Origin of the sequence: Kitasatospora sp. NPDC085879 (genome assembly GCF_040686255.1) — a bacterium.
In the GTDB taxonomy this organism is placed as follows: domain Bacteria; phylum Actinomycetota; class Actinomycetes; order Streptomycetales; family Streptomycetaceae; genus Kitasatospora.
Window position 1 is genome coordinate 1 of record NZ_JBFBJZ010000116.1, and the last position, 13,899, is coordinate 13,899.

The window sequence follows — 13,899 nt, forward strand, 5'->3', positions numbered from 1 at the left end:
GCCCGTGGCCGCAGTCTTCGTCAAGGTCTCGCTGGACCAGGAGTATGGAAGCGGTCCACTGGCTTCGCAGCCCATTAGGAGTAGGGCCAGCCGGGCACCATTTCGTGGGTGTTCTCCCGCCGGCCATAGGTGTGGCAGAAAGAGCGGGCGTCGCTCGTGTTGGCGTCCGGCCGCAGCCAGGCGGTCACGTCGACGGCGAGCACGATCCGTCCGCCGGGGCCGCGGGGAAGGCCGCGGGCCGCGATCGCGCACCGCAGGCGGTCCGCATCGAGATCCCCGCGGTTCAGGGCGGCGTAGAGGGAGGCGTGCGAGCGCCGGTGCTCGGGCGCCAGGGCCAGCTCGACCAGGGCCCGGACCGGCCCGTCCGTGCACAGCAGGGCGTCCGACAGCTCGAAGAGTGCATCCGCACGGCGGGGCATCGCAGCGTACAAGTCCAGTCGAAAGGACGACAGTTCCGCGATTGCCTGCTGGTGAACGGCCTCAGGGACCACAATCGACACAGACGACCTCCGGCTCCGTTGTGCGACTCGACATCACACAGCGTGAGACGGAGGTCGTCGCCCTGTCCGGCAGATCCCCATGTGGGTGACCAGATCGAACAACCTCAAGCCGATCACCAGAGGTAAAACGACAAGGTAAGTGGCTGTTGTGTTTCCGGGCTTGAGGACTGAGTTTCCGCTGTTCAGGCATGGGGTCGGCGGTTTCGGAGAGTGGCGAGGTGTCGAGTGGTCGTTCTGGTGGAGGTCGGGGATGCCGTCGGTCGTGGGGCTGTTGGAACAGCGTGAGCTGACCGCTCGCCGTCGTGTGGACGGTCTGCGGGAGGAGGCCGACCGGATCCAGGCCGAGCTGGTCGTGGCCGAGCGGGAGTGGAACGAGTGGGTCATCGCCCGTTCGCGCGTCGGCGAGGTGCTGTCCCCAGGCGAAGGAGACGCGGTCGGCACGGACGCCGCCGAGGAGCCATCGGATCGCGGTGAACCGCCCGCGCTGCCTGCGTCTTCGGAGGCGGCGAAGCCGAAGTCGGTGGTGCCGATGTGGGGGGCGGGCCTGGCCCGGTCGGCACTGTCGGCGGACTACCAGCGCATCGTGCAGGTCCTCGCGGACCGGGGCCGTCTCGGTCAGGGGCCGCTGACCTGCCAGGAGATGGCCGGCTGCTTCGGCCTGGACCCGGTGCCCGCGAAGATCGAGGCACTGCGGTCGAAGGCGAAGCGGCTGACAGCGCGGGGGTGGCTGGCCGAGCCGGCGCCGGGCCGGTTCACACTCGCGAAGGCCGTGGCTGGGCAAGTCGCCGGGTCATGAGCATCGTCGCCGACCAGTAGACCACCGCCTCCGCGCTGCCGGTGGACCGCTCGAAGTCCCGCACCAGGCGGCGGCTGCGCATCAGGTGGGCGAAGAACCTCTCCACGATCCACCGCTTGGGCAGCACGACGAAGCCGCGCATGTCGTCACTGCGCTTGACGATGGCGAGGACCAGGGCGAGGGCGGCGAGGCAGTACTCGACGAGGCTGCCGGTGTAGCCGCCGTCGGCCCAGACCAGGGCCAGCCGGTGGTGCGCGGTGGCGACCTGGGCGAGCAGGACCTGGGCGGCGGTGCCGGTCTCCGGTGTCGGCGGCGGTGACCATCACGGCGAGCAGCAGGCCGAGGGTGTCGACCACGACGTGCCGTTTGCGTCCGTTGATCAGCTTGCCGCCGTCGAAGCCGCGGCTGTCGTGGCCGACGACAGCGTCCGCCTTGACGGACTGCGAGTCGATCACGCCCGCGCTCGGCTCCGGGTCCCGCCCGGCCTGCTCGCGGACCCTGCGGCGGAGCCGGTCGTGGAACTCACGGACCAGACCGTGATCGCGCCAGCGGCGGAAGAAGGCGTAGACCCGGTCCCACGGCGGGAAGTCGGCCGGCATGGCCCGCCACTTCGTTCCGTTGTCGACGAGGTAGCGGATCGCGTCCAGTATCGCGCGGTGGCAGTAGGCCTCCGGCTGACCGCCCCGGCCGCGCAGCCAGGCCGGCACCGGCAGAAGCGGCCGCACCACCGCCCGCTCCGCGTCGGACATGTCCGTCGGATAGCGGCGCTCGCGCACCCCGTGGCCGGCCGCGTTCCCGAACCGGTGAGCCAGGCAGTCACACGGAGGAGTGGCCGAAGTGGACCCAACTCCCGCGATGCCGTAGAAATGCGGCAACAGGGCCTCCTGGGCAGCTTGTTGGCGTAGACACCCTTTGGGCTACCAAGAGGCCCTGCTTTCATGCGCGGCACCCGCCGCAGTCACCCGATCGGGACTCCCGTTCGATCGACACGCCTCGTGATCGGTATAGCGGTTTCTCAGACCTGGGTGGCGATCCGCGCGAAGCGCTCGGGGTCGCGTAGTCCTACGCAGTCGTTTGCCCAGAATGCCTCGGAGTAGACGAATGTGCCGGTCATCCAGGGCTCGTACGACGACAGCTTCGCGACCTGGAACCCCAGATCCGGAATGCGCAGCGAGGGTGAACGGAACCCACACGAGCTGGCCCGCTGGAAACCACGCGTCCCGTAGTACGTCGGCGAGCCCTCCAAGAAGACCAGCGGCACTCCGCGGTCGTCAGCTGCTTTCAGGGCTGCCTTGATCAGCTGGGTGCCGACGCCGTGGAGCTGGTGGTCCGGGTGGACGCCCAGGGGTGACAGGCTGACGACATCGACCAGCTGGGGCTGGGCATCCAGGCGGCAGGCGCTGAGCATGACGTGCCCGACAACCTGATCATGCCGTGTCGCGACGAGCGAAATCGGCTCGATTGCTCCCGGCGCGTCACGAAGCGCGTCCACCAGACCGGGGACGCGTTCCGGATTGCCGAAGGCGAGTGCATGTACGCGGCGCACTTCCGGATGATCTTGGGCCTGCTCAGGCCTGATCCCGTATACGAAGCTCATGATTGGCAGGGTAGGCAGCCATACGCGTGCAGGCGAACGGATTTGCGGACACCGGGACGAACGGTGTCGCTCCCACCGCACCAACTGGGAACCTTCGTTCGGCCATCAGGCGAACTTCCCGGTTCGGCAACGGCTTCTAGGGGCTTCAACCTCTGCCTGGTGGAAGACCCGAACCAAACCTGCACCTCCGAGGAACTGCTGCGCAAAGCCTCACAGCCGAGCCCACCAGTCAACGTCGACCGGTAGAAAACCCCACCCCACCAGCCAGGCAGGGCGAAGGCCTTGCCGCCGTAGCTCTTGATGACCTGGGCGGGCAAGCCCCCTTGGCTTGCCCGCCCAGGGCGGCTACTCCTTGCACTTCACGAGCGGCATCACCACTGCAGCCACCGCTGCGCCGGCCCCGATCGGGCCGAAGCTCGCGGGGTAGAAGGTCGCGAGCGCTGTGGCGACCAACACCGCTGTGCCGCCGACTAGAGCAGCCGACCGTCGACGCGAGGGCCGACGCTTGGTCATGTCTGAGGTGTCGAGCTGCTGGGACCGGTCGGAGCCGACACCACCGCCCATGGCCAGGGCCTACCACCAGGACGCCTTCACCATCGACTGGGACACCAAGTCCGGGGCCTGCCCCGGCGGACAGACCAGCGCGGTCTGGCGCGACGCCAAAAGTCATCAGGGCACCCCGGTCATCCGGGTCCGGTTCCCGGCCCGGCACTGCACCCCGTGCCCGGCGTTCGGCGAGTGCACGAAGAACAGCACCGGCCGCGAGATCACGCTGCGACCCCGAGCCGAGCACGAGGCGATCCATGCCGCACGCACAGCTGAACAGGGCGAGGACTGCAGGCGCCGCTACGGCCACCACAACGGTGAAGCCACCGTCTCCCAGGGAGTCAGGGCCTTCGGCCTGCGCAGTTCCCGCTATCGCGGGCTGGGAAAAACCCAGCTCCAGCACCTGTTCACCGCCGCCGCGATGAATCTCACCCGCCTCGACGCCTGGACCAGAGACATCTCCCGAGCCGGCACCCGAACCTCACGCTTCGAAACGCTGCGTCCCGCCGCCTGACGGCGACGGGACGCAAGCTCAGACCCCATTGGGCGCCGGCGCGCACCCTCGCGCTGTGCCGGCGCCACCAGGCGGCGACCCACAGGCCTTGGAGCCCCAGTAGGACGACCGCCGTGGTTATCGCGTCGGCGGCCGCCGTCCATCCCGGGGGAGCCGCCAGCGTGTGTAGGGCCCGGCCCAGCAGCACCAGGGTCACCCGGGTGAGGATCAGGTAGCCCAGCACCAGCGAGCCGGCGGACCCGGCCACCATCAGCAACGCGTAGCTGCGGACTGCGCGCTGTTCGGCTGGCGGCAGTCCGGTCAGCGGGTCCCGACCGGGCCGCCGGAGAAGGCGACTTCCGAGATGACGGGCGTACGCGCTCGCGTCACGGTAGAGGTTGCGGCATGACAGCAGGTCCTGCAGCAGGAAGTACACGTCAGTCCGCATGAAGACGAGCAACTCGGTGGCCACCGCCACCAGTTTGGTGAGCACCACCACGGCGAGTAGGCGGTGCGGGCCGGCCGCCGCCTCCGCCAGCAGACAGCCGCCGGCCAGGGCGAGGTCCAGCACCATCCCGGAGAGGTAGACGGTGAACCGGGTCCGACGGTCGCACTGCCAGACGCCGGAGACGTCGGTCTGCATGACGAGGAACTGCAGCCGGGTGCCGAGGCGGATCCGTCCGGGGACACCCGCCGCGCGCGCGGTGAGCAGGTGGGCCAGCTCGTGGAGGAAGAGCAGGGCCCAGGTCAGCGCCGCCTGCGCGGCCAGCACTACCGTTCCCTGTCCGCTCCACAGCAGGTCCTGCCAGTGCGGTCGCAGGCGCGGATTGAATGCCGCCGCCACGGCCCCGGCGAACGCCACCGTGAGTAGCGCGCCGTGCAGGACGGGACTGAGCGCCCATCGCACGTGGGCGGCCCTCAGCCGTGGGAAGGTCGGCCGGACCGGTGGCGGGGAGGAGACCTCCCGGTCGTCCAGCCGCCGGACGAAGCCCAGGGCAGCGAGCGAGGCCACGAATGAGTCGACCGCCGTCCGCTGGCCGGTCTCCCGCTCGATCCGTAGGGCTGCCTCGGAGGTCGTCAGACCCTGCTGGAGCAGGCGGATGGCGAGCACACCGTGCGGGGGTACGGCGATGTGGCTGCCGGTGTCGGCGCGGCCGACGATCCACTCGCTGCCGTCCTCGCGCATGCCGAGCGGATGGAACTCGACCCGGCTCATCCGCCCGCCCGCCGGGCGGCCGCGGCGGAGCAGTACCGGCAGCCGGGTCGGGCCGGATGCCGGATGAGCACCGGCTCGTCCGGGACGATCAGGTTGAGACCGCGCAGGTAGCCCGGAGGGATCCGGGAGATGCCGGTCAGGAGGGCGATGATCTCGTACGCCACCAGGTTGCCGGAGATTGCGGCGGACGGGCCGATCACGCCGTTCCCGCCCAGCCGGGGCGCCGGTCCCCTCGGCAGCCGGGCCTCCTCGCCCGCGGCCAGGCACTGGAAGCACGGCCCCTGGGGTCCGAAGACCCCGACCGAGATGTACGGTCCGTCGTAGCCGCCGCCGACCCAGGGCACGCCGGTCCTCGCACAGGCCTCCGAGGCCCAGCCCCGCAGGGCCTCGGAGTCCGGCTCGTCCGCGCAGAGCGCCAGGGCGTGGTACCCGGTGACCAGGTCCGCGAGTGCCTCGGGGCTGTCGACGGCGCGGCACTCGTGGCTGACCGCAATCTCGGAGTTGACGGCCCGCAGGCGGCGGGCCGCCGTTCCGGCCTTGGGCTGGCCGAGGTCGTCCTCGGTGTAGAGGACTTGCCGGGCCAGGTTGGCCCGCTCGACGACGTCCGGGTCCACACAATGCACCCGGCCCACCCCGGCGGCGGCGAGCGCCCAGGCGGCGTGGCTGCCGGTGCCGCCCAGCCCGAGGACGACGACGCCGGCTTGCTTCAGGCTCAGCTGCGCGTCCCAGCGGCCGGGTTGCGGTCGCAGGTCGACCATGCGGAAGAACTCCCGGTTGCGGCGGTACCGGTCGCGCTCGGCGGAGCTGAGGTCCGCCGGGTCGTCGGCGGCGGCGTCCTCGACGTAACCTGTCGCGACCAGGCTGTCGACCAGCCGGGCGGCGCCGGCCTCTGGCAGGTCGGGGCAGTGGGTGCGAAGGTCGTCGACCAGGTCAGCGCGGGTCCGGGTGCCGTCCATCAGTGCGAGGGCGGTCCAGACCCAGCCGTGTGGGTCGCGGATCTCGGCGGCGAGCCCGTAGACCCCGTCGCCGATCCGCACCGAGCTGTGGCCGGGCCGGTAGGGGAGATGCTCGTATTTCACGGTCGGACGTCGCATTGGGCGTCTCCTGTCGAAACGGGCCCGGTGCCCGGGCTGATGGGGCCGAGGCCTTCATCAGCCCGGGCACCGGGACGGAACTCAGTTGTTGCACGCCTTTGTGCCGATCGTCTCGATCCGGTCGAGCATGCGGATCTCGATGGCACCAGCCTCCTCCTCGAACGGGGCGGCGGTTTCCTCCTGGAGCTCACTTTCACTCTGCATCTGTCTCACCTCCTGTCAGGGTGGTTGTTCTCCTGTGCCGGGACCGGCACAGGAAGCATTGGGGTCGGCGGCCGCCCCGCGCGGCTGCGGCCGTCGGGGACGTGCCCAGGCCCGCGCGCCATGCGCAGCAGGACCCGGCCGAGGATCAGGTGATGCGGGCAGAACCCCCAGTGGCGGGAGTCCTCGCTGTGCTTTCCGTCGCCGAGCAGGACCACGGTGCCCTCGGGCACGGTCTCCCATTCGCGCATCCCCGAGAAGCAACGGAGCCGTTCGGGGACACGCTCCCCCCCGACGGCCGCCACTCGCTTGACCACCCAGCCGGTGCGGTCGACGGTAGGCCGCAGCGTGGGCTGCCCCGCCCAGGCGACGGCGCGAGGCGCTGGCGCTATGACGATGTCGCCAGCCTTCGTCGGCCTGCGGCGCGGTCGGGCGACGAGAAGCCGGTCGCCGGGCATCAGAGTCGGCGCCATGCTCAGCCCACGGACCGTGGCGAGGTACAGACGCTGCCTCAGCAGACGCGCCGTCAGTACTGTGGTGGAGACCAACGCCGCGGCCGTGATGCTTGCAGCGGCCACCACGAGGCCGGCAGAGGCCGTACCGGTCATGTCGAACCCTTCCTCTCGTGTCCGAGTCCAGTCACGCCGCGTCGTGTGATCGGCCGTCCGCGCGGTCAGATGGCGGCATCGGCGTAGCCTGCGGCCTGGACGGTGAACAGCCGGTGGTACGTTCCGCCGGCGGCCATCAGCGTGCGGTGGTCGCCGAGGGCGGTGATCCGTCCGTCCTCGAGCACTGCGATGGTGTCGGCGTCCTTGACGGTGCCCAGCCGATGCGAGATCAGCAGGCGGGTCATGCCCGCCGAGTCGCGCAGCATCTGGTTATGGAGCTCGGCCTCGGCCTCGGCGTCAAGGCCGGAGCTGGGCTCGTCGAGGATCATCAGGTGGCTTCGGCGCTTCATCAGCCCTCGTGCGACGGCCAGTCGCTGCCACTGGCCGCCTGACAGGTGGACTCCCCGGCTGCGTCCGCCCGCCGCGTCCCCGGCGAAGAAGATCCGGCTCAGCATGGTGTCGTACCCGTCGGGCAGGGCGTCGAGGAAACCGTCGGCGCCCGCCTGGCAGGCGGCCATCCGCACGGCTTGCCGGTCCTCGAGGCCGGCCAGGTCACCCAGGCCGATGTTCTCGGCGACCGTCAGGTCGTAGCACATGTAGTCCTGGAAGATCGCGCCGACGCCGAGCTGGTAGTCACCAGCGGGCACGGTGCGAATGTCCCGGCCGCCGACCAGGATCGACCCGCGGGTTGGCTGGTAGAGGCCACAGAGCAGCTTCACCAGAGTGCTCTTGCCAGCACCGTTCACGCCGACGAGAGCCAGCGAACCGCCAGCCGGGATAGTCAGGTCGACGCCCCGCAGGATCCAGTCCCCGTCGTCCGCGTAGCGGAACCAGAGATCCTTCACCTCGATGGCGCCCGCGAGCCGTTGGATCTCGCGGGCCGGTGCAGGGGTGTGGCTGGGCATGGCAACCGTGATCATGCGGAAGCTGTCGAAGGCCAGGAGGGACTTGTAGCCGTCGCCGATGGCGGTCGCCACCTGCAGGACCGCGCCCTGCACTCCCGCGGTCGCGGTGATGAAGACCGAGAGGTCTCCAATACTTAGCCGGCCGTCCGCTGCGCGTGCCGCCGACCAGACCACGCATGTGCCCACGATCGCGGCGGACAGCATCGACAGCAATGCCTGGCGGCGCAGCTGCCGTGCCTCCACGCGCTGTTCCTGGACGTGGATCGAGAAGGTCTCGCGATTCATCCTTTCCCGGAAGAAGTCCCCGAGGCCGAAGATCCGGGTCTCTTTGATGGCGTCGAGGCTGGTGATCAGCATCCGGTAGAACACCTCGCGCCGGGAGGCCTCCACGGTGTCCCTCTCCAGGCGGGTCTGCTCGCGGGAGAGCATCAGCTGGCTGACGAGCATCGGGAGCGAGGCCGCCGCGAGCAGGAGGAAGACCACTGGGCTGATGATCCAGAGGGAACTAAGCAACCCGCCGGCGACGAGTATGCCCTGAAGGGCGGACAGGCAGGCGCCGAGCAGCACCTCGGGCGATGTGGTGCTGGCCTTCAGCGCGAGCTGGACGCGGTCCATCGAGGCCGGGTTCTCGAACCAGGAGATGTCCCGGATGTCGTTGAGGGCTCGGAACAGCCGATCACGCATCCACAGCCGCGCGGCGCGCTGGGTCAGGGACTGGTAGTGGCGGGCCAGGCGCGGAGTGAGCGCGGAGGCGACGCCGAGCAGCGCCAGAATGGACGCCTGCCGGACGATTCCGGCCATCGCGGCGCCGCTTGCGATCCCGTCCATCAATCCTTTTGTCGACCAGGCGATTGCCGTCGGGATTGCTCCGCCGAGGACAGTGAGGAATAGGTAGCCGATGGCCGGTAGTGGCGCCGCCAGGAGTGCGATCCGGACGATGGCAAGAAGTAGGCGGGGATCTCCGCCTGGTTTACGCGCGCTGGCCTGCATGACTGGACGTCTCCCAGATCTTTTCGGCGGAGTCGTCCTCCGTGATTCGGCGCCGTTCTCCCCACCGGCCGGTTCCTGGCGGAACCCGGCCGGTGGGGCGCGGCGTGGCGGCGGGTCAGACGCAGCTGATGCTGCCGTCGCTGTAGCGGCAGCACTCGTGCACGTCGATCTGGCCGCCGAGGCCGCCGCCCGCGTACCAGCAGTACGGGGCCAACATCGCGGAGGCCTCGACGCCGGGGAGGATGCGGCCCAGCAGGCGGTCGCCGATCGCGGAAATGGCGCGGGAAAGAGGCATGAATGTCCCCATTCTTTCTGTGAATTGTTTTCTCGGGCCGAGGTTTGGTGATCTCGGACGGGATTTATGAAAGACGACCGACATCGCCGGTGTCAAGCGGCCGGCCTTGCTGTCGCGATTTCCCGTGCACCAATGCGAAATGCGGCGTCATTTCATCCTCAAAATGGCAAATGGAGCGCATTTTCGATGCGACCGATACGGATCTGGAACAATCGGATGAATATCGGACATCATAATTCTTGATTGACTTCCGCGGATTATCGTTGTTGACTCCTCTCGGCGCTTCCCGGTGACGTCAGGTGTCGCTCCCTGCCGGCACTCCACAGTGTCCGAGTGTTCTTCTCGTTCGCTTCTCGCGTTCTTCTCGCCCGCGTAGGCCGGCGGCCCAGTAACCCCCGAACCCGTCCGCACACCTGCGTGCGCCACCCCTGAGAGGCAGCCGTGCTTCCCGCACTCATCGCACTTACCGTCCTGCTGGCGATAGCCACCGCGACGAACCTCCTGCTGACCTTCGCGCTCGTGCGGCGGATGCGAGCCATCGAGGCGACCGGACTGCGTACTCCCCGCCGGCCACCGGCCGGGACCCCCGTAGCGGACTTCACGGTGCGATCGGTCGGTGGGCGAACGATAGGTCGGGGCGACCTGCTCGGCGGCGACAGGCTCGTCGGCTTCCTCCAGGTCGGCTGCGGGCCGTGCGCGGAGCTCATCGCGGACGTCACGCGCCTTGTCGCGACTCCCGTGCTCCCGGCATACTTCTTCGTCTCCGGCGACCCGTCGGACCCGCGGACCCGGGAGATGGCCGCGCAGTTGGCGGCGATCGGCGAGGCCGCGCTGGTCGGCGACGGGCTCGAGGTGGCGACCGCGTTCGGCGGGGTCGAGGCCTTCCCGACCCTGCTGGTGCTGCGGGACGCAGTGGTCACCGCGTCCGGGCACGACCTCGCCGGGGTCCTACCACACGAGGGGGTGCTTCCGCTCGGGTCGGAGCACGTCCCGTCGGGAGCCGTGGGCGGGCTGCGATGAGCTACGCGCAGCTGGGCTGCCGCGCCCTGCTAGCGGTGGTGTTTGCGGTAGCGGTCGCCGGCAAGGCCCGCAACCGCGCCACGGTCGCCGCCTTCGCCGCCGGGCTCGCGGACTTTCCATGGATCCCGGCCCGGCTGCGTGGCCCGGTGGCGATCGCCACGCTGGCCGCCGAGTCGGTGACGGTGACGCTTCTGGCCGGCGCGGCGCGGGCCGGCGCCGCGCTTGCCCTAGGCGTGCTCGTTCTGTTCACGGTGGCGACGCTCGCGGCAGGCAGGGCGGGCGACTGCCATTGCTTCGGCTCCGCCCGGGTAACATCGGGCAGTCGGCGTACCTTTCTGGGTCGGAACGCTCTACTGGCGCTTGTCGCCCTGGCGGTCGTGCTCCTTCCTGGCGGCCCGGTGGCCATGGCACCCGGGACGGTGTCCCTCGTGGCGGGCGTGGCGACCGGCCTGGTGGTCACCCGCTGGGAGGACCTCGCCTATCTGTTCCGAGGCCCGGCGGCGAACTGACGTCCACCACCGGATCGCCGGCCGCCGCAGTGGGCCGCGGGCCCCTCTAGGCACCCGGGGCGGCGGCCGACAAATGGCCGCAGGCCGGACAAGAGCGGCAAACGCGGCCGGGCCCGCCATCAGCCCGGGTGGGCGCCGAGCAGCTGGGAGGCGAGGGGCGGCTCCGGTGCTGACCGACGGTACGTGTGGGCCGCTTCCCGGCCCGGAACACCGCTCCCGTCGCCGAGCCGTTCGAGGTCGACCGACTGGCCGTCGCCAGCCGCGAGTTCTTCGACCAGCTCGTCGAGCGACATCTGATCGACCAGCAATCGCGCACCGGCGATCCGTAACGCCAGGGGCAACCCCCCACACAGTCGCGCGAGTTCGCGTGCTGCCCTTGGATGGGACGCCACCAGCTCCGGCCCGACGATCCGGCTTAGCGCCTCGACCGCCTGTCCGGAACACAGGGCATCGACCCGGATCGCGGTTGCCCCGCACTCGACAAACAGGGCGCTCAGCATACGGCGGCTGGTGACCACGGTCAGGCAGCTGGGAGCACCGGGCAGCAGTGGCCGGATCTGCCGGTAGTCGTGCGCGTTGTCCAGGACCACCAGAACACGGCGACCAGCAAGGCAGGACCGATACAGGTCCTCGCGCGCGCCGGTCGACGTGGGCACCTGCCGGGCCGGCATCCCCAGGGCGATGAGGAACCGCTTCAGCACTTGCGCGGGCTGCCCATCGTCGGCGCCGCCGCGGAGATCCGCGAAGAGCTGCCCGTCGGGGAAGCTGTCCGTGCGGCGGTGGGCCCAACGGACGGCCAGAGCGGTCTTGCCAGAGCCGGCCGGGCCGCTGACCAGGGCGATTCGAGAGGCATTGAACGCATGGCCCGCCACCGCGTCGAGAGCGGCCAGCTGCTCCCCCCGCCCGATGAACCCGGCCGTGTGCGGAGGCAGTTGCGCTGGCCGCGGGGCCTGGACCCAGTGGCCCGGCCGACTCGGCCCGCCGGGGGCGGGCACCGGGTTCCGTGGCGCTGCGTGCGGCATGGTCCGCCCGTGGTCGCAAGCTGCCGGACCGCTGGCACGAGGGCCCGTCCGGCCGTCCGGCTGCTGGACCCGGGGGCCGCACGCAGGCCCGTTCGGCGGGGCGAGCGACGGGTCGGCGCGCAGCACGGCCTGCTCCAGCTCGATCAGCGACCGCCCCGGGTCGAGTCCGAACTCCTCGACCAGCAGCACACGGAGCGAGCGAGCCACCGCCAGTGCATCGATCTGTCGGCCGCTCCGGTACAGCGCGAGCATCAGGCGCTCAGCGATGCCCTCCCGGGTCGGGTGGTCGGCGAGCAGAGCAGTCAGCTCGGGTACCAGCTCCCGGTGCCGCCCCGCGCCGAGCTCGAGTTCGGCGAGCAGCTCGTGGGCGGCGAACCGCTGCTCCTCAAGCTGGGCGCGCACCGGGTCGGCGAAGGGAGCCGTGATGTCGGCGAGTGCTGGGCCCCGCCATGCCTCGAGGCTCCTGCGCACGGTATGGGCCGCCTCGCGCAGGTCGCCGGACCCGGCAAGTCGGCGGGCCTGCCCCACCCGGTGCCGGAACTCGGCCAGGTCGAGGGCGGAGTCCGTCACCGACAGCCGGTAGATCCCGTGGTGCGAGGCCAGCGGACGGCCCTTGTCCGGGCCGAGGACCCTGCGCAGTTCCGAGACCGCGGTGTGGACCTGCCCGCGCGCGCTGTGCGGCGGGTCCGCCTCCCAGAGCGCGTTCACCAGCTGCTCGGTGGTCACCGATCGGTTCGCGTGGAGCAAGAGGAATGCAAGTACAGCGCGCCGTCGTGGGCGGTCCACCCCGACCCGGCGATCTCCATCGAACACCTCCAGCGCTCCGAGAATGCCGTAGCGCATGAAGTGGGTCACTGACTCGCAGTCGGAAGTGTCGGCCCGAAAGGCGGTCGGGTCCGGGAGCGGTTTTGGCACCGGAACGAAAGCGCTATCATGATGTCTCACATATTACGATAGCAGTATCAAGTGTTTGGGAAGACCTGCCTGACCGTCAGGATGGAAGTCGGGCGGAAGCTTGCGGCGAGGGACCTCAGGGAATCCGCAGTGGCGGTGTTTGCGATCTTGATCGTTCTGAACTTCATCTCCAGGGGCGACAAACCAGGTGGTCGGTTGCACCGAGGCGCCGGACAGCGGCCTCGACGCCGGCGCCCAGGAGCTACCCGCCGCCGCGGCCCGCTTCCTCCAGAACCTGGAGACCTCCCGCCACGGGGAGGTCAACCCCGGGGCACCGAGGCCCTCGACCTCCTGGAGCGCAGCGCCACCGCCGCCGTCCAGCGCCTGCTGCACACAGCCCGCGTACTGCGCTACGAGATGCTCACCGCCCGCCGAGCACGAGGCCACCGCTGCGCACAGGCCAGCCGCCTCGGGAGCCGGACAACCCGTTGCCGAGGCGGCGCAGGGCGGCGGCGTGGATTCGTCGCGCGTCGGATCAAGCCCCGCCAGGCCGCCGTTCGATACGACATGCGATGAAGCAAGCGACCCTACGGCCGATGCCTCCCCGGCCGACCTTGTGTCCCCGCGCGTCGAGACCCTGGCGGCGCCGGTGCGGCGCCGCCCGTTGCACCAACGCCCTGCCGCCAGCGCGCCGCTGCAGCCCGGCTCGGCGCCGGCAGCGGCGGGCGCCACTGCCGACGACTCGGCGCCGCTGCGCCTGGCGCTCGCCGCGGAACGTACGTCGCTGTCGCCGCCCGGCCGGAGCCTGGGCGCCCCGACCGGCACCTGCAGTGCGGAGGGCGGCGTGCTGCTGGTGGAGGGCTGGGAGGCCGACCCGAGTGTGTTTGCGGTCCACCGGCCAGGCGATGGTCCGGCCGTGGGCTGGGTCGCGACGGTCGGCGACGACGGGGGCGCATTCATCGACGGCCGCATGGTCATCGACGCCGCCGACGGCGAGCCCTGGCTGTCCCAGGACGCCCTCTACGCCGTCTCCCTGCTGCGCATGGCCCTCGACCAGAACCTCGCCTGAGACCTCGGGCCCCCGGCGACCGGTATTGGAGAGGCTCCCCGGCGGACAATGATTCCCAATCGGGTTTGTCAAGCCCTTGGGTGACGGTGGGTGAGCGTTTCACGCCGCTGCGGGATCGCGTCGGGGTGGCTCGGTGGTGAACGT

General features: G+C 70.3%; 15 protein-coding genes and 1 pseudogene. 5 read left to right on the forward strand and 11 right to left on the reverse strand.

The window, feature by feature from the left end; genetic code table 11:
- Positions 1-77: 77 nt before the first annotated feature.
- Positions 78-419 (reverse strand): annotated as a pseudogene (locus tag AB0P35_RS39410) (transposase); the annotation flags it as partial.
- Positions 420-750: 331 nt separating this feature from the next.
- On the opposite strand from AB0P35_RS39410, the gene AB0P35_RS39415 reads away from it, so the two are divergent.
- Positions 751-1,296, forward strand: coding sequence for a hypothetical protein (locus AB0P35_RS39415; protein WP_363520854.1), 546 nt, complete (start codon positions 751-753; stop codon positions 1,294-1,296).
- Here AB0P35_RS39415 and AB0P35_RS39420 read toward each other — a convergent pair.
- The 3 genes from AB0P35_RS39420 to AB0P35_RS39430 form a co-directional block, all read right to left on the reverse strand.
- Entirely contained in the window at positions 1,253-1,540 is a 288-nt protein-coding gene (locus AB0P35_RS39420) for a transposase (protein WP_363520888.1), read from the reverse strand. The genes AB0P35_RS39415 and AB0P35_RS39420 overlap by 44 nt on opposite strands.
- On the reverse strand, positions 1,443-2,045 hold the full coding sequence (locus AB0P35_RS39425) for a transposase (protein WP_363520857.1): 603 nt from the start codon (positions 2,043-2,045) through the stop codon (positions 1,443-1,445). The genes AB0P35_RS39420 and AB0P35_RS39425 overlap by 98 nt, the downstream gene beginning before the upstream one ends.
- A 266-nt stretch (positions 2,046-2,311) precedes the next feature.
- Positions 2,312-2,893 carry an N-acetyltransferase gene (locus AB0P35_RS39430; protein WP_344628430.1) on the reverse strand — a complete coding sequence of 194 codons (582 nt, stop codon included), beginning with the start codon at positions 2,891-2,893 and terminating at the stop codon, positions 2,312-2,314.
- A 562-nt stretch (positions 2,894-3,455) separates the two neighbouring features.
- Here AB0P35_RS39430 and AB0P35_RS39435 point away from each other — a divergent pair.
- Positions 3,456-3,953, forward strand: coding sequence for a transposase (locus AB0P35_RS39435; RefSeq protein WP_363520859.1), 498 nt, complete (start codon positions 3,456-3,458; stop codon positions 3,951-3,953).
- Here AB0P35_RS39435 and AB0P35_RS39440 read toward each other — a convergent pair.
- The 6 genes from AB0P35_RS39440 to AB0P35_RS39465 form a co-directional block, all read right to left on the reverse strand.
- A complete protein-coding gene (locus AB0P35_RS39440) occupies positions 3,868-5,148 on the reverse strand; it encodes a hypothetical protein (protein ID WP_363520862.1) in 1,281 nt (426 codons plus the stop codon). The genes AB0P35_RS39435 and AB0P35_RS39440 overlap by 86 nt on opposite strands.
- The gene (locus tag AB0P35_RS39445; protein WP_363520864.1) at positions 5,145-6,242 is read right to left on the reverse strand and encodes a ThiF family adenylyltransferase; all 1,098 of its coding nucleotides are present in this window, start codon (positions 6,240-6,242) and stop codon (positions 5,145-5,147) included. The genes AB0P35_RS39440 and AB0P35_RS39445 overlap by 4 nt, the downstream gene beginning before the upstream one ends.
- Positions 6,243-6,323: 81 nt before the next feature.
- A complete protein-coding gene (locus tag AB0P35_RS39450) occupies positions 6,324-6,446 on the reverse strand; it encodes a hypothetical protein (protein ID WP_363520867.1) in 123 nt (40 codons plus the stop codon).
- A 5-nt stretch (positions 6,447-6,451) separates the two neighbouring features.
- Positions 6,452-7,051, reverse strand: a complete 600-nt coding sequence (locus AB0P35_RS39455) for a S26 family signal peptidase (RefSeq protein WP_363520870.1) — start codon at positions 7,049-7,051, stop codon at positions 6,452-6,454.
- A gap of 65 nt (positions 7,052-7,116) precedes the next feature.
- The gene (locus AB0P35_RS39460) at positions 7,117-8,946 is read right to left on the reverse strand and encodes an ABC transporter ATP-binding protein (protein WP_363520872.1); all 1,830 of its coding nucleotides are present in this window, start codon (positions 8,944-8,946) and stop codon (positions 7,117-7,119) included.
- A 115-nt stretch (positions 8,947-9,061) separates the two neighbouring features.
- Entirely contained in the window at positions 9,062-9,241 is a 180-nt protein-coding gene (locus tag AB0P35_RS39465; RefSeq protein WP_363520874.1) for a hypothetical protein, read from the reverse strand.
- Between the two features lie 441 nt (positions 9,242-9,682).
- Here AB0P35_RS39465 and AB0P35_RS39470 point away from each other — a divergent pair, with 441 nt between their 5' ends.
- Positions 9,683-10,261 (forward strand): hypothetical protein, encoded by a 579-nt coding sequence (locus tag AB0P35_RS39470; RefSeq protein ID WP_363520876.1) that lies wholly within the window; start codon positions 9,683-9,685, stop codon positions 10,259-10,261.
- Positions 10,258-10,770 carry a MauE/DoxX family redox-associated membrane protein gene (locus AB0P35_RS39475; RefSeq protein WP_363520879.1) on the forward strand — a complete coding sequence of 171 codons (513 nt, stop codon included), beginning with the start codon at positions 10,258-10,260 and terminating at the stop codon, positions 10,768-10,770. Before AB0P35_RS39470 ends, AB0P35_RS39475 begins: the two co-directional genes overlap by 4 nt.
- Positions 10,771-10,889: 119 nt before the next feature.
- Here the strand turns inward: AB0P35_RS39475 and AB0P35_RS39480 are convergent, their stop codons facing one another.
- Positions 10,890-12,647 (reverse strand): BTAD domain-containing putative transcriptional regulator, encoded by a 1,758-nt coding sequence (locus tag AB0P35_RS39480; protein WP_363520882.1) that lies wholly within the window; start codon positions 12,645-12,647, stop codon positions 10,890-10,892.
- A 703-nt stretch (positions 12,648-13,350) separates the two neighbouring features.
- Between AB0P35_RS39480 and AB0P35_RS39485 the strand changes: the two genes are divergently transcribed.
- Positions 13,351-13,755 carry a hypothetical protein gene (locus AB0P35_RS39485; RefSeq protein ID WP_363520885.1) on the forward strand — a complete coding sequence of 135 codons (405 nt, stop codon included), beginning with the start codon at positions 13,351-13,353 and terminating at the stop codon, positions 13,753-13,755.
- The last annotated feature ends 144 nt before the right edge of the window (positions 13,756-13,899 follow it).

Coding starts and splice junctions, on each gene's coding strand:
- AB0P35_RS39415 (WP_363520854.1), top strand. CDS start 751: ATGCCGTCGGTCGTGGGGCTGTTGGAACAGCGTGAGCTGACCGCTCGC.
- AB0P35_RS39435 (WP_363520859.1), top strand. CDS start 3,456: ATGGCCAGGGCCTACCACCAGGACGCCTTCACCATCGACTGGGACACC.
- AB0P35_RS39450 (WP_363520867.1), bottom strand. CDS start 6,446: ATGCAGAGTGAAAGTGAGCTCCAGGAGGAAACCGCCGCCCCGTTCGAG.
- AB0P35_RS39440 (WP_363520862.1), bottom strand. CDS start 5,148: ATGAGCCGGGTCGAGTTCCATCCGCTCGGCATGCGCGAGGACGGCAGC.
- AB0P35_RS39425 (WP_363520857.1), bottom strand. CDS start 2,045: ATGTCCGACGCGGAGCGGGCGGTGGTGCGGCCGCTTCTGCCGGTGCCG.
- AB0P35_RS39475 (WP_363520879.1), top strand. CDS start 10,258: ATGAGCTACGCGCAGCTGGGCTGCCGCGCCCTGCTAGCGGTGGTGTTT.
- AB0P35_RS39465 (WP_363520874.1), bottom strand. CDS start 9,241: ATGCCTCTTTCCCGCGCCATTTCCGCGATCGGCGACCGCCTGCTGGGC.
- AB0P35_RS39445 (WP_363520864.1), bottom strand. CDS start 6,242: ATGCGACGTCCGACCGTGAAATACGAGCATCTCCCCTACCGGCCCGGC.
- AB0P35_RS39460 (WP_363520872.1), bottom strand. CDS start 8,946: ATGCAGGCCAGCGCGCGTAAACCAGGCGGAGATCCCCGCCTACTTCTT.
- AB0P35_RS39430 (WP_344628430.1), bottom strand. CDS start 2,893: ATGAGCTTCGTATACGGGATCAGGCCTGAGCAGGCCCAAGATCATCCG.
- AB0P35_RS39455 (WP_363520870.1), bottom strand. CDS start 7,051: ATGACCGGTACGGCCTCTGCCGGCCTCGTGGTGGCCGCTGCAAGCATC.